Source organism: Gordonia jacobaea (genome assembly GCF_965344965.1).
In the GTDB taxonomy this organism is placed as follows: domain Bacteria; phylum Actinomycetota; class Actinomycetes; order Mycobacteriales; family Mycobacteriaceae; genus Gordonia; species Gordonia jacobaea.
In genome coordinates, this window is the sequence record NZ_CBDRLS010000005.1 from 187,720 (window position 1) to 201,236 (window position 13,517).

Annotated in this window: 13 protein-coding genes; 9 read left to right on the top strand and 4 right to left on the bottom strand. The window is 66.8% G+C overall.

Features of this window, described 5'->3' with window-relative positions; all coding sequences use genetic code 11:
* Nucleotides 1–23 precede the first annotated feature (23 nt).
* From ACRVY7_RS17735 to pknB, 6 genes are read left to right on the top strand one after another with little or no spacing between them, the layout of a single operon-like run.
* Nucleotides 24–488 (top strand): FHA domain-containing protein FhaB/FipA, encoded by a 465-nt coding sequence (locus ACRVY7_RS17735; protein WP_049699170.1) that lies wholly within the window; start codon nucleotides 24–26, stop codon nucleotides 486–488.
* A complete protein-coding gene (locus ACRVY7_RS17740; protein WP_431818025.1) occupies nucleotides 485–2,002 on the top strand; it encodes a PP2C family protein-serine/threonine phosphatase in 1,518 nt (505 codons plus the stop codon). Before ACRVY7_RS17735 ends, ACRVY7_RS17740 begins: the two co-directional genes overlap by 4 nt.
* On the top strand, nucleotides 2,003–3,442 hold the full coding sequence (locus ACRVY7_RS17745; protein ID WP_049699172.1) for an FtsW/RodA/SpoVE family cell cycle protein: 1,440 nt from the start codon (nucleotides 2,003–2,005) through the stop codon (nucleotides 3,440–3,442). It abuts the gene before it with no gap.
* Nucleotides 3,439–4,941 (top strand): peptidoglycan D,D-transpeptidase FtsI family protein, encoded by a 1,503-nt coding sequence (locus ACRVY7_RS17750; RefSeq protein WP_049699173.1) that lies wholly within the window; start codon nucleotides 3,439–3,441, stop codon nucleotides 4,939–4,941. Before ACRVY7_RS17745 ends, ACRVY7_RS17750 begins: the two co-directional genes overlap by 4 nt.
* Nucleotides 4,938–6,401 carry a protein kinase domain-containing protein gene (locus ACRVY7_RS17755; RefSeq protein WP_431818026.1) on the top strand — a complete coding sequence of 488 codons (1,464 nt, stop codon included), beginning with the start codon at nucleotides 4,938–4,940 and terminating at the stop codon, nucleotides 6,399–6,401. The genes ACRVY7_RS17750 and ACRVY7_RS17755 overlap by 4 nt, the downstream gene beginning before the upstream one ends.
* A complete protein-coding gene (pknB, locus tag ACRVY7_RS17760) occupies nucleotides 6,398–8,347 on the top strand; it encodes a Stk1 family PASTA domain-containing Ser/Thr kinase (RefSeq protein WP_431818027.1) in 1,950 nt (649 codons plus the stop codon). Before ACRVY7_RS17755 ends, pknB begins: the two co-directional genes overlap by 4 nt.
* A gap of 45 nt (nucleotides 8,348–8,392) precedes the next feature.
* Here pknB and ACRVY7_RS17765 read toward each other — a convergent pair whose 3' ends face one another.
* Nucleotides 8,393–9,148, bottom strand: coding sequence for an aminodeoxychorismate/anthranilate synthase component II (locus ACRVY7_RS17765; RefSeq protein ID WP_431818246.1), 756 nt, complete (start codon nucleotides 9,146–9,148; stop codon nucleotides 8,393–8,395).
* Nucleotides 9,149–9,427: 279 nt separating this feature from the next.
* On the opposite strand from ACRVY7_RS17765, the gene crgA reads away from it, so the two are divergent.
* Nucleotides 9,428–9,718, top strand: coding sequence for a cell division protein CrgA (gene crgA / locus ACRVY7_RS17770; protein WP_005205869.1), 291 nt, complete (start codon nucleotides 9,428–9,430; stop codon nucleotides 9,716–9,718).
* 79 nt (nucleotides 9,719–9,797) lie between these two features.
* Nucleotides 9,798–10,283, top strand: coding sequence for a PH domain-containing protein (locus tag ACRVY7_RS17775; protein ID WP_431818028.1), 486 nt, complete (start codon nucleotides 9,798–9,800; stop codon nucleotides 10,281–10,283).
* Between the two features lie 127 nt (nucleotides 10,284–10,410).
* On the opposite strand, the gene ACRVY7_RS17780 is transcribed toward ACRVY7_RS17775, so the two are convergent.
* The 3 genes from ACRVY7_RS17780 to ACRVY7_RS17790 all read right to left on the bottom strand — a co-directional run bounded on the left by ACRVY7_RS17780 (nucleotide 10,411) and on the right by ACRVY7_RS17790 (nucleotide 12,567).
* Nucleotides 10,411–11,115 (bottom strand): rhomboid family intramembrane serine protease, encoded by a 705-nt coding sequence (locus ACRVY7_RS17780; protein ID WP_431818029.1) that lies wholly within the window; start codon nucleotides 11,113–11,115, stop codon nucleotides 10,411–10,413.
* Nucleotides 11,116–11,312: 197 nt separating this feature from the next.
* Nucleotides 11,313–11,843, bottom strand: coding sequence for a peptidylprolyl isomerase (locus tag ACRVY7_RS17785; protein ID WP_082937800.1), 531 nt, complete (start codon nucleotides 11,841–11,843; stop codon nucleotides 11,313–11,315).
* Between the two features lie 25 nt (nucleotides 11,844–11,868).
* On the bottom strand, nucleotides 11,869–12,567 hold the full coding sequence (locus ACRVY7_RS17790) for a hypothetical protein (protein WP_431818030.1): 699 nt from the start codon (nucleotides 12,565–12,567) through the stop codon (nucleotides 11,869–11,871).
* A gap of 526 nt (nucleotides 12,568–13,093) precedes the next feature.
* Between ACRVY7_RS17790 and ACRVY7_RS17795 the strand changes: the two genes are divergently transcribed.
* The gene (locus ACRVY7_RS17795) at nucleotides 13,094–13,456 is read left to right on the top strand and encodes a DUF4190 domain-containing protein (RefSeq protein WP_431818031.1); all 363 of its coding nucleotides are present in this window, start codon (nucleotides 13,094–13,096) and stop codon (nucleotides 13,454–13,456) included.
* Nucleotides 13,457–13,517 lie beyond the last annotated feature (61 nt).

Sequence of the window (13,517 nt, forward strand, 5' to 3'; positions counted from 1 at the left end):
ATGCTTGGGGAGGTGAGGACTAGATGCAGGGCTTGGTTCTGCAGTTGACCCGTATCGGGTTTCTGGTCCTCCTCTGGTTGTTCGTCTACGCGGTCATCCGCACCCTGCGCGCCGACATCGCCACGGCGTCGGGTTCGCCTCTCTCCCGCTACACCGGGGCCGACCGGCGACGTCGAAAAGCTGCGACAGCCAAGGGGTCGGCGCGCTACCTGGTCGTCACGCACGGCGCACTCGCGAATACGCGCATCACGCTGGGTCAGCAGCCGGTGTTGATAGGCCGAGCCGACGACTCGACGCTGGTGCTCACCGACGACTACGCATCGGAACGCCACGCACGGCTCTCGCGTCGCGGCGACGACTGGTATGTCGAAGACCTCGGTTCGACGAACGGCACCTACCTCGACCGTTCGAAGGTGACCACGGCCGTGCGCGTTCCGCTGAGCACGCCGATCCGTATCGGTAAGACCGTGATCGAGTTGCGCCCGTGACACTGGTGTTGCGCTACATCGCGCGGAGCGATCGTGGGTTGGTCCGCGCGAACAACGAGGACTCGTTCTACGCCGGCCCCCGACTGCTCGCACTCGCCGACGGCATGGGCGGACACGCGGCAGGCGAAGTGGCCAGCCAGTTGGTCATCCAGGCACTGCGCACACTCGACGACGACGAGCCGGGCGGCGATCTGCTCGCCGCACTCGACCGCGCGACCCACCGCGGCAACGCGGCCATCGCCGCACAGGTCGAACGCTCCCCCGACCTCGACGGCATGGGCACGACGCTGACCGCGATCCTGTTCGCGGGCAGCAGGATCGGGCTTGCGCACATCGGCGACTCGCGCGGCTATCTCTTCCGCGACGGCGAGCTGACCCAGATCACGCGCGACGACACGTTCGTCCAGACGCTGGTCGACGAAGGTCGCATCACCGCAGAGCAGGCGCACACCCATCCGCAGCGCTCGCTCATCATGCGCGCGTTGACCGGAACCGAGGTCGAGCCGACTCTCACGATCCGCGAGGCACGCGCGGGCGATCGGTATCTGCTGTGCAGCGACGGTCTCTCCGATGTCGTGAGCGAAGAGACCATCTCCGAGACGCTCGGCTCCATCGACGACGAGAAGGAGTGCGCCGACCGCCTCATCGAGCTCGCACTGCGCGGCGGCGGCCCCGACAACGTCAGCGTCGTGCTCGCCGACGTCGTCGACACGCAGTACGGCGAGTCGCGACCCATCGTCGGCGGTGCGGCGGGCGACGACTCCGAGCAGAACTACACGCCCGATCCCAAGACTGCGGCCGGCAGGGCAGCAGCACTGCGTCCACCGGCAGCTGCACCCCAGCGCCCGACGATCCTCACCGATGACGACAACGAACCCGCGCAGCGTCGAAGTCGTTGGGGTCGTTGGATATTCGCAGGCATTGTGGCGCTGGTCATCGCCGCGCTGATCGCTGGTTTCTTCCTCACGCGCGGACTGTTGCGCAGCACGTATTACGTCGGTGAGGACAACGGCAAGGTCACCATCTTCCAGGGCTCGCCCGACAAGATCCTCTTCTTCTCGTCGAGCAAGGCGTCGGAGAAGGTCTGCGTCACCAACGTCGCGACCGACGCCCCGACCGTCAGTTTCCAGTCGGTCGACAGCAAGGACGAGTGTCGCCAGCTGAGCCTCTCCGACCTCGACTCGGCAAGCGTGAACACCGTGCGCACGTTTGGGGTCAGCAAAGTCGACCTCGACGACGCCCGCAACCGGGTGCGTCGACTCACCTTCCTGCCCCTGTGCCAGCCCGCGCCGAGCACCACCGAGCCCACACCAGCACCGGGCGCGACACCGGGAGCCCCGACACCCGGCACCCCGCCTCCCGCGAGCCCGGCACCGAACACCGCACTCCCCGCGCGCTTCACACTGCCGCCGGTCGCCGAGCCGTCGAGTCCGGCGCCGTCGTCGACGCCCGCCCCCTCCGCCTCGACGCCTGCGCAGCCTCAGTTCGACGACGGACCGTGTCGGGAACCGTAGATGTCGCAGCCGTCGAATCCGCAAGCGCAGCACGCGCCGCCGCGTGAACCGGCCCGCCAGACCGGGCGCACCGTCGAGATGATCCTGTTGATCTTCGCGATCGGTGTGGTGACGATCGCCTTGATCATCGTGCAGGCCGCGCAGGGTCAATCGTTGACGTGGGATCTTCTCAAGTACGTCGCCGCATACACGGTGCTGTTCGCGATCGCACACCTCGTCGTGCGGCGGTACGCACCGCATGCCGATCCGGTGCTGCTGCCAATTGTGGCCGCGCTCAACGGAATCGGGCTCGTGCTGATCCACCGACTCGACCTCGGGTCGGGTCCGCGCGGCGAAGAGATCAGCCCGACCGAGCAGACCAACAACGCCGATCAGCAGCTGTTATGGGCGCTGCTCGGCATCATCGCGTTCGCAATGATCCTGATATTCATCCGCGATCACCGGACGCTCTCGCGCTACGCGTACACACTCGGCCTCGGCGGCGTGATCTTCCTGGCGATCCCGGCGATCCTGCCGTCGTCGATGTCGGAGATCAACGGGTCGAAGAACTGGATTCGCACCCCTCTCTTCAACATTCAGCCCGGCGAGTTCTCCAAGATCCTGATCATCATCTTCACCGCGGCGTTGCTGGTCTCCAAGCGTGACCTGTTCACGACGGCGGGCAAGCACTTCCTGGGCATGGACCTGCCGCGCGCACGCGACCTCGGACCACTGCTGATCGCATGGCTGGTGACCATCGGCATCTTCGCCCTCGAGAACGACCTCGGCGGGCCGCTGCTGATCTTCTCGACGATCCTCGCGATGCTCTACGTCGCCACCGGCAGAGCGGGCTGGGTGGCGATCGGCGTCACGCTTTTCGTTGCGGGAGCGGTACTCGCGTACCAGTTGTTCCCGCATCTGCAGGTGCGCGTTCAGGTGTGGCAAGACCCCTTCGCCACCTTCGACACCACCGGTTATCAAGTGGGACAGAGCCTCTTCGGGCTCGCGACCGGCGGGCTGTTCGGCACCGGACTCGGCTCCGGCCGCCCCAATATCGTTCCGTTCGCCAATACCGACTTCATCATCGCGACCATCGGTGAGGAGCTCGGCCTTGTCGGGCTCACCGCCGTGATGATGCTCTACCTGATCTTCGTGATGCGCGGTCTGCGCACGGGTGTCGCAGTCCGCGACAGCTTCGGCAAACTGCTGGCAACCGGCCTTTCTTTCACGATGGCCGTGCAGATCTTCGTCGTCGTCGGTGGCGTCACCAAGCTCATCCCGCTGACCGGTCTCACGACGCCGTTCGTGTCGTACGGCGGGTCGTCGTTGCTGGCGAATTACATCCTGCTCGCGCTACTGATCCGCGTGTCCAATGCCGCGCGCGAACCCGACCCGACGAAGCGTCGGCCCACGCCGAAGCCCATCGAGTCGCTGCCGACACAGGCGGTGCGGCAACCATGAACGCTCCGATCCGCCGGGTGTCGATGGTGGTCATCGTGATGATCATCGTGTTGCTCGCCAACGCCACCTACGTTCAGGTCTTCAAGGCCGACGCCCTGAAGTCCGACCCGCGCAACAACCGCGTGCTGCTCGACGAGTACTCGCGCCAGCGCGGTGCGATCACCGCAGGCGGCGAGGTCGTGGCGGTGTCGGTGCCCACGGACAGCAGGCTGAAGTTCCTGCGCAGCTACCCACCCGAGGGTGCTGAGGCGTTCGCGCCGGTGACCGGCTACTTCTCGTACCAGTACGGCAGCACCGAGGTCGAGCGCTACGAGAACTCGTTTCTCTCCGGAAGCGACGACCGGCTCTTCGGGCAGCGCTTCACCGACATGTTCTCCGGGCGGGATCCGCGTGGCGGCAACGTCGTGACGACGATCAATCCCCGTCTGCAGCGAGTGGCCTACAACCAGATGCGCAACGGCTGCAGCGGCGGTTGTCGCGGTGCGGTCGTCGCTATCGCGCCGAACACCGGCAAGATTCTCGCGATGGTGTCGACGCCCAGCTACGACCCGAACAAGCTCGCCAGCCACGACCAGTCGGTGCGCGAGACGGCCTGGTCGTCGTGGAACGACCCGAACGGTTCGGAGCCGATGCTCAACCGCGCGATCAACCAGCTCTACCCGCCGGGCTCGACGTTCAAGGTGGTCACCTCCGCGGCGGCGCTGCGGGCAGGGGTGTCGCCCGACGTGCGGCTCACCGCGGCGTCGCAGTTCCCGCTGCCCGACACCACGATCTCGCTACCCAACTACGGCGGCGAGACATGCCCGGAATCGTCCGGCGGCACTGTCTCGATGGTCACGGCGTTGAAGTACTCGTGCAATACCGCCTTCGCCGACCTCGTGACGAACAAGATGCCGAACGCGACGTCGAACTTCAAAGACACCGCTCGACGCTTCGGCCTCGACGAAGCCGGACCGGAGATTCCGATGCCGGTCGCGCAATCGACCGTCGGCGAGATCCCCGACCGTGCCGCGCTGGCGCAGTCGGCGATCGGACAGCGTGACGTGCGCCTGACCCCGCTGGAGAACGCGATGATCGCAGCGACCGTCGCCAACGGTGGGGTGCGGATGCAGCCCTATCTGGTGGATAAACTGCAATCGGCAGATCTGCGCACGCTGAGCACAACTCAGCCGACAACGATTAACGAACCGATCACCTCCGACCAGGCGGCCACGCTGACCAGCATGATGGTCGAGTCGGAACGGGCAACCGCGGGAGCGGGCGGTCCGGTGTCGATCGCGTCGAAGACCGGCACGGCCGAGCACTCCGACACGAGCGCAGGTGGCGACTCGGAGACCCCGTACTCCTGGTACATCGCGTTCGGACCGTCGTCGAATCCGCAGATCGCTGTCGCCGTGATCGTGGAGAACGGCGACTACGGTGTGAACTCGGTCGGCGGAACCGTCGCTGCACCGATTGGACGAGCTGTGATCAACTCACTGGTGGGAGGTGGACGATGAGCCTGCAGAACGGCACGATCATCGCCGACCGTTATCGCCTGATCCGGCTCATCGCGACCGGCGGAATGGGCCAGGTCTGGGAGGCCGTCGACACGCGACTGAACCGTCGTGTCGCGGTCAAGGTGCTCAAGGCCGAGTACTCCGACGACCCCGAGTTCACCGCTCGCTTCCGCACCGAGGCGCAGACGACGGCCAAGCTGAACAACCCCGGCATCGCGAACGTCTTCGACTACGGCGAGACGCCCGACCGCGCAGGTGGCGGCCCGCTGGCCTATCTGGTGATGGAACTCGTCGACGGCGAGCCGCTGAACTCCGTCATCTCACGACTCGGGCGGCTGTCGCTGACCAACACACTCGACATGCTCGAGCAGACCGGCCGCGCGCTGCAGGCCGCGCACACCGCGGGCCTCGTGCACCGCGACGTCAAGCCCGGCAACATCCTCATCACACCCGCGGGGCAGGTGAAGATCACCGACTTCGGCATCGCGAAGGCGGTCGACGCCGCGCCGGTCACCCAGACCGGCATGGTGATGGGCACGGCCCAGTACATCTCGCCCGAACAGGCGACCGGTGACGAGGCGACGGCGGCGTCGGACGTCTATTCGCTCGGCGTCGTCGGATACGAGGCGCTGACGGGCCGTCGACCATTCCTTGGTGATGGCGCGATCACCGTCGCGATGAAGCACATCCGCGAGACCCCGCCGCCGCTGCCTGCGAACGTGCCTGCGTCGGTGCGCGAGCTGATCGACATCACGTTGTCGAAGGATCCCAAGCAGCGCTACGCCAACGGTGGCGAGTTCGCCGACGCCGTGGCCGCGGTGCGTGCGGGACGTCGACCTCCTACCCCTGGCGGCGCCGGAGCCGTCGGTGCTGCTGGAGCCGCTGCGGCGGGGGCTGCGGGTGGTGCCGCGCTCGCACGCGGAACCGGCGCGACCCGCGCGATGACGAGCGGTGTGCCGCCCACGGGAACCGCACGCAGCGCGACGCAGGGAACCGGTCGGGCTCCGACGGCGTACGGCCAGACCTCATATCCGCAGACCTCGTACGGCCAGACCGCGTACCCGCAGACCAGCTCGACACCTCCGTCGAACAACAACAACGGGTGGACCACCGGCCAGAAGGTGCTCGCGGGTATCGCGGGAGTGCTGTTGCTCGGCGCTATCGGACTGATCGGCTTCTGGCTGGCGAATCTGGATTCGGGATCGTCGGAGACGCCGACGCCGTCGACGACGGTCACGCAGACCACGACCGCTGTCCCGACCACTGCTGAACAGCAAGAACCTGAGACGACGACGCGCGAGCAGACCACGACGCGTCGTCCGACCACCACCGAGCGACCGACGACCGAAGAAGAGACGACCCAACAGGAGACCGAGGAGCCGACCACAACCGATGGCGACTCCGGTGCACCCACCGTGACCGGACAGTTCTGTCCGCCCTTCTGTCTGCCGAGCCGATGACAGCGACCCCGCACCATCTCTCCGACCGCTACGAACTGGGCGAGACGCTCGGTTTCGGAGGGATGTCGGAGGTGCACTTCGCTCGCGACCTCCTGCTCAACAGGGACGTCGCGATCAAGGTGCTGCGCGCCGATCTCGCACGCGATCCGTCGTTCTACCTCCGCTTCCGACGCGAGGCGCAGAACGCCGCGAAACTCAATCACCCGACGATCGTCCAGGTCTTCGACACCGGCGAATCCGAGACACCCGACGGGCCGCTGCCGTTCATCGTGATGGAGTACGTCGACGGCGAGACACTGCGGGATGTGTTGCGCGCCAACGGTCCGGTGTCTCCGCGACAGGCCATGACGTGGATGGCCGACGTCGCCGCGGCCATGGACTTCAGCCACCGCAACGGGATCGTGCACCGCGACATGAAGCCCGCCAACGTCATGATCGACAAGGCCGGCGCGGTCAAGGTGATGGACTTCGGCATCGCCAGAGCCATCAGCGACTCGACGTCGACGATGACGCAGACGTCGACCGTGATGGGCACCGCCCAGTACCTGTCGCCGGAGCAGGCGCGCGGTATCAAGGTCGATCCGCGCAGTGACATCTACTCGATGGGCTGCGTTCTGTTCGAGTTGATGACCGGCGAGCCGCCGTTCACGGGTGATTCGCCCGTCGCCGTCGCCCATCAACACGTCCACGAGGACCCGCCGTGGCCGTCGTCGATCCGACCGGAGATCCCGCGCGAGCTCGACTCCGTGGTGCTCAAGGCGATGAGCAAGAACAAGGAGAACCGGTATCAGTCGGCCGCCGAACTGCGCGCCGACCTGATCCGCGTGCTCGCGGGCGGTCGGCCGTCGGCTCCGCTGCTGCTGACCGACGAGGACCGCACCGAGTTTCTCGACACCGGTCCTCGGCGCGCCGCTCGCGGCTCGGACGGTGGCGGCACCGGGGGTAGTGGCGGCGACGGCTCCGGCGGTTCGGGCGGCAACGCTCCTCGACGCTCCAGTGACAACACCCCTATTCGCCGCCGGTCTCGCGGACTGGTCCTCGGATCGGTCGCGCTCGTGGTGCTGCTGCTGGCAGGACTATTGCTGTGGTGGGCCCCGTGGGCGTCGGAGAGTGCGCGGCAGATCGCGGTGCCATCGGTGAGCGGACTGTCGTCGCAAGACGCCGAGAGCAACCTGCTGCGTGCGGGATTCAAGGTCAAACAGCTCCAGGAACCGAGCCTCGACGTCAAGGCCGGGACGGCCACCAGGTCGGCGCCGGGCGCGAACGTACTGGCACCCGACGGCTCCGAGGTGACGCTGTACGTGTCGTCCGGACCCCCACGGCATCAAATGCCGTCGATGCAGGGCAAGACACCGGAGGAGGCGACCGACGCGCTGAAGGTGCTCGGATTCACCAACATCCGGACCGACGAGGTCGATTCGACGGCCGCACTCGACGGCAAGGTCGTGAGCACGACGCCCGCGTCCGGAACCAACGCCGCGGTCAACAGCCCCGTCGTGCTGCACGTCGGATCCGGGCCTCGCCAGGTGACCGTTCGCGACGTCGTCGGTATGCGTGAGGACCAGGCCCGCACGCTGCTCGAGCAGTCGAATCTGAAAATGGTCGTCGTGCAGGGTGACTCTGATCGGCCTGTCGGCGAGATCATCAGCTCGTCCCCGTCCGCCGGAACATCGGTGGACGAGGGCAGCACGGTTCAGGTGACGGTCTCGCGCGGCAACCAGTTCACGATGCCCGACCTGCGCGGTCAGACACCCGAGCAGGCACGCTCGACGCTGCAGTCGCGCGGATGGTCGGATTCGACGCTCACACAGTCGACGAAGGGCGTGCCGCTGGGCAGTCCGGACATCGGCAAGATCATCGACCAGCAGCCTGCCGCGGGCTCGCAACTGAGCCGCAACGACGCCGTCACGGTGACCGTCGGGCAGCTCAGCCTGTTGCCGAACTAGAACGGCCTTTCGGAGCGGTCTGCTGTGTAGGTCGGATGGTGGCCGTCAGCCCAGCGCGGCGGCCATCTCCTGTTCGAGCGCGTCGACCAGACCGGCGTCGACCTTGATGCCCGCGACGGCCAGCCAGTTGGCCAGCATTCGATGTCCGCCCTGGGTCAGCACGCTCTCCGGGTGGAACTGGACCCCGTGGATGGGTAGTTCGCGGTGGCGCATGGCCATGACGATGCCGGTGTCGGTGCGCCCGGTCACGACGAGTTCGTCGGGGATTGTCTCGGGGAGCACGGTGAGCGAGTGATAGCGCGTCGCGGTGAATGGATCCGGTAGTCCGGCCAGTACGCCGTCGTCGTCGTGGATGACCTGCGACGTCTTGCCGTGCAGGAGTTCCGGGGCGCGGTCGACCGTCGCGCCGAATGCTGCGCCGATCGCCTGGTGTCCGAGGCAGACCCCGAGCAGCGGGATTTCGTCCGACGCCGCGAGCCGCACGAGCGGGATGGTCGCGCCCGCGCGCTGTGGGGTGCCGGGGCCGGGGCTGAGCAGCACGGCGTCGAATCCTTCGACAGCTCGACGCAGTGATTCCGTGGTGAACTCGCCGTCGGCGTCGGAGAGGACCGGATCGTCGTTGCGCCAGACGGTGACGTCGAGGCCGGCGGAGCCGCCCAATTGACCCGCGGCGGAGCCGCCCAATTGACCCGCGGCGGAGCCGCCCAATTGACCCGCGGCGGAGCCGCCTAATTGACCGAGGTATTGGACCAGGTTGTAGACGAAGCTGTCGTAGTTGTCGATGACGAGCACGCGGCCCAGGGGCTGCGCGGATCCGTCGACGGCGGGCGTATTCACAGGCTCAGGTTACTCGGGGCGCCGCGGGGTGGTCTCGACAAGCTCGACCAGCGGGGGTGGCTCGACCAGCGGGGGCCGTCGACCAGCGGATGGGCCCTTCCCGCTGATTGAGCCGGCCGCGAGCGAAGCGAGCAGCCGAGTCGAAATCACCAGCGGGGGACGTTGACCAGCGAGCGGGGTCGGACGCGGCGACCAGGTGAGATACCGTGTAAGGCGAGTGATCTGCACCCAACAGAGGAAGTCATGCCGAAGTCTAAAGTCCGGAAGAAGACCGATTACACGATCAACCCGGCGTCGCGCACGCCGGTCAAGGTCAAGACCGGTCCCTCCAGCAGCATCTACGTGGGCGTCATGCTCGGTCTGATGCTCCTCGGCCTCGCATGGCTGATCGTCTACTACCTCGCTGCGAGCTCGACCACCTACGGCGGCGAGGGCCAGGTTCTCCACTGGATGGCCAACCTCGGATCGTGGAACTTCCTGATCGGCTTCGCCCTGATGGTCGTCGGCCTTCTGATGACCATGAGATGGCGCTGACCTGCGACAACAGGCTCGGACAATCATCCACAGCCGTTAATCACATGTGTGTAATTCATCCCCACTGTGAGTAACTGCTGTGGATAACCGTTCCGACTTGTCCACAGGCGAATGGTCGACGCCGCGACCTGCTGCCGCCGCACTGCTGGTCGGCGGCCTACTTCTTGTAGTCCTTGGCGTGATCGCGGCGTCGGATCCCGCCGGCATGGTCCTGATGGTCGTCGCAGGCGTGCTGCTGCTGGTTTTCGGCGCGTACGCGTGGGCGATTCGACCGCGCCTCGCCGTCAGTCCCGGCCCAATCCTCCACATCAGGACACTGTCGGGCACGCGTGACTGCACGCCCCCGCAGATCGATCAGATCAAGGTGCTCAACATCCGCCGCATCGGACGTCGTAGTGGGCAGCTCGAGATCGACGTGATCCCCGACGACGCCGCCCCGACAGATCAATCGGATGGTCTACGACTCGACACCAAGCTCTACGTCTTCGGCCGCTGGGATCTCGGCGCAGCGCCCTCCGACGTCGCGGTGCAGTTGCGTCAGGCCGGATTCGACGTCGACGGCTGACCCATCTCGAACACCGTCGAACTACGTCGCGTGAGGCCGAATTACATGTGTGTAATTCATCCCCACTGTGGGTAACTCCTGTGGACAACTAACTGAGCTATCGATTGCGGGTGTCGTGGAAGCCTGCTCAGAGCAGACCCGACCTCGAACTTCCGGCGATGATGCCGAGCGCGATCGCAACGATGAGCAGCACGATCAGCGCGATCCACCCCACTCGCGAAGCGTTGTGCTGGGTACGCGACTCGTCCGGCAGAAGCCGAGCGGGAAGGTAGATGACAGCGGCTGTCGCGGCGGCACCGAAGACAAGACCACCCATGTGGGCGGCCAGTGAGATCCCGGGCATCGTAACCGAGAAGACCAGGTTGATCACGATGATCGTGATGACTCCGGTCGGGGAAATTCGGGCCTTGAGGACGATCACGAGCATTGCGCCCATGAGTCCGTAGATCGCGCCGGAGGCGCCGGCACTGCGGACGTTGCCCGCCTCGAAAAGCATCACCGCGGCGCTGCCGCCGAAAAGCGCGATGAAGTAGACCATCAGGTAGCGACTGTGTCCGAGTGCTGTCTCGAGGTCACGGCCGAGGATGTAGAGCGAAATCATGTTCAGCGCGATGTGCATCACGGTGAAGTGGAGAAAACCTGCGGTGAGCAGTCGCCAGTACTCGCCGTTGGCGACGTCGGCTCTGACGAGGTCGCCGTGCTGGAAGAGAGGCGCGAGCCCGGCGTCGAACGACTTTGCCTGGATCACGCAGAGCGCGAAGATCACCACGTTGACGGCGATCAGCGCATACGTCGCGATCGGGGTGTTGCGCGTGGCCGTCGGCGTCGACATCTGTGCTGTTGAGACTCCCGACGCCGCGCGCCGCGACCCGTCGTCGCCGCGACACTCGACGCAGTGTTGCCCGACGGCGGCCGGGGTGAGGCACTCCGGACACGCCGAACGCCCGCACCTGCTGCAGGAGAGCAGGGTCGGGCGATCGGGGTGCCGGTAGCAGACCTGCGACGCGCGCGTCGGTTGCTGCGGTGTGTTCAGTTGATCTCGATCTTCTCGATGACGACCGGGTCGAGCGGGCGGTCGGCGCGGTCGGTGGAGGTCGTCGCAATAGCGTCGACAACCTGCTGCGATGCGGGATCGGTCACCTCACCGAAGATGGTGTGGCGACGGTTGAGGTGCGGGGTGGGGCCGACGGTGATGAAGAACTGTGATCCGTTGGTTCCCGGTCCGGCGTTTGCCATCGCGAGGAGGTACGGACGGTCGAAGGAGAGCTCCGGGTGGAACTCGTCCTCGAAGCGGTATCCGGGGCCACCGCGGCCGGTGCCCGTCGGATCGCCGCCCTGGATCATGAAGCCCTCGATGACACGGTGGAACACCGAGCCGTCGAAGAACGGTCCGGAGTTGCCTCCGGAAGCGTTGGGCTCGCTGTACTCCTTGCTGCCATCGGCGAGGCCGGTGAAGTTGGCAACGGTCTTGGGTGCGTGATTTCCGAACAGGTCGACAACGATGTCACCGCGGTTGGTGTGGATGGTCGCGGTCTGCGTTTCAATACTCACGCCCTCCATACAACCACCTCAGCGCCGGTAGGTGTCAGAAGTGGCATCTGCCCGCAGCGAACTGGCACGCTGTGCACATGCAGAAGAAGCAGGTGCTCGCCATCGCAGGGGGACTCGCGCTGGTATCGGCCGTCGCGGCAGCCGTCGTCGTCGTACTCCGTCGGAGTCGGCAGGAGCCGCCGCCGATCTCGGCAACGGTTCCTCGGATCGATGAATTGCCGACGACGATCACCGCCGGCCCCGACGCCGGATAGCCCGTCGGGAAGGTCACGTAGTCGACGGTCCATGCGGTCTCGGGACACCGGTGCAGGTAATTTGGACCCGTGAACTCCGACGACACCCGATCCGACGACGCCGACAGCGAGTCGGGCGTGAACCGAGCATCGGGGTGGTTTCCCCTGTCGAAGGACGACGCACCGTCTGCCGACAGGCCGTCGCAGCCGACAACAGACTCGGAATCACGACCCGCGCGCGACACCGTGGCCCCGGCCTCCGCGCCGTGGGAGCGCGCTAACGGACCGTCGTCGGGCTGGTCGGTGCGTCCGGACGCACGCGGCGGCGCCCCTTCGGGCCGCGACAACGGGCCGATCCAGCGCGACAGCGGGTCGGCCCCGCGCGAGAACGGCCCTGCACCGCGCGACAGCGGCCAAGTGCCGCGGAATGCCGGACCCGCGTCGCGGAACGTCGGGCCCGGCCCTCGGGACGTCGGCACCGGCCCTCGGGACGTCGGCACCGGCCCTCGTGACGGGGGCCCTGCTCTGCGCAGCAACCCGCGCGACCAGCACGGAGTCGGTCCCGGCCCGGCCGGCGCCAACCCCACGTTTACCGGGAACAGGCCGCCGCCCCCGCGTCCCGCCACGGGGAACGGCCCGGCACCCTCACAGGGCAACAGGCCGCTTCCACCAAACACCGGTCCGCGACCGGGATGGCAGGTCGGCGCCCCGCCGCAACGCCCGCCAGCACCCGGCGCGCAGCCCGGCCCGGGAACCGGACAGTCGTCGGGAAGGCCGCCGGGACAGGGACCCGTGCCGCCGCAACGCCCAGGGGCGCCGGTCCCACCGCCGGGACGGAGGGCTCCGATCGGCGCGCCGGCAGGTCCTCCCCCGCGCGCCGTTGATCCAGTCGGAAGAACGGGCACGACGCCGCCACCGACCGAAAGTCTGTCCGGCGCAAGCGAATACGCACGGAGCGGAGAACGGGTGTTCGTCCCGCCCCGTCGCGACGTCCCCGCCAACACGCCCTCGCGTGACGCTCCACCGGTGGGCCCAGCCGAGGCGTCGGCGACGCAGGCATACTCGGCTGTGAAAGAACCGTCGAACCGAAAAGGCATCGGTTCCCGCGTCGAAGACCAGGAGGAGCCCGTGGCACCGCCTCGGACTGCAGCACCGGCATCGTCGAAGACGACGACGATGAACCGCACGGCGATCTGGGCATTCGTGTTGTCGCTCCTAGGTATCACGTCGCCGATCGGCATCTACCTCGGCTACCGCGCACGCGATGAGATCCGCTCCCGACCCCAGTACGGCATGCCATTCGCGACGGTGGCGATCCGCCTCGGCTGGGTGTGGGTCGCAGTGGCGATCGTCGCGCTGCTCGTCTACTTGTTCATCTTCGTCTTCTGACGGGCTGCCTGCTGGCGAGAGCCGGTCTCCTACCGGCGCGCAAATTGATTCCGCGGATTCG

Excerpts from the sequence above, each read along its gene's own strand:
- ACRVY7_RS17750 (WP_049699173.1), top strand. The coding sequence starts at position 3,439 with ATGAACGCTCCGATCCGCCGGGTGTCGATGGTGGTCATCGTGATGATC.
- ACRVY7_RS17755 (WP_431818026.1), top strand. The coding sequence starts at position 4,938 with ATGAGCCTGCAGAACGGCACGATCATCGCCGACCGTTATCGCCTGATC.
- ACRVY7_RS17745 (WP_049699172.1), top strand. The coding sequence starts at position 2,003 with ATGTCGCAGCCGTCGAATCCGCAAGCGCAGCACGCGCCGCCGCGTGAA.
- ACRVY7_RS17735 (WP_049699170.1), top strand. The coding sequence starts at position 24 with ATGCAGGGCTTGGTTCTGCAGTTGACCCGTATCGGGTTTCTGGTCCTC.
- crgA (WP_005205869.1), top strand. The coding sequence starts at position 9,428 with ATGCCGAAGTCTAAAGTCCGGAAGAAGACCGATTACACGATCAACCCG.
- pknB (WP_431818027.1), top strand. The coding sequence starts at position 6,398 with ATGACAGCGACCCCGCACCATCTCTCCGACCGCTACGAACTGGGCGAG.
- ACRVY7_RS17785 (WP_082937800.1), bottom strand. The coding sequence starts at position 11,843 with ATGGAGGGCGTGAGTATTGAAACGCAGACCGCGACCATCCACACCAAC.
- ACRVY7_RS17780 (WP_431818029.1), bottom strand. The coding sequence starts at position 11,115 with ATGTCGACGCCGACGGCCACGCGCAACACCCCGATCGCGACGTATGCG.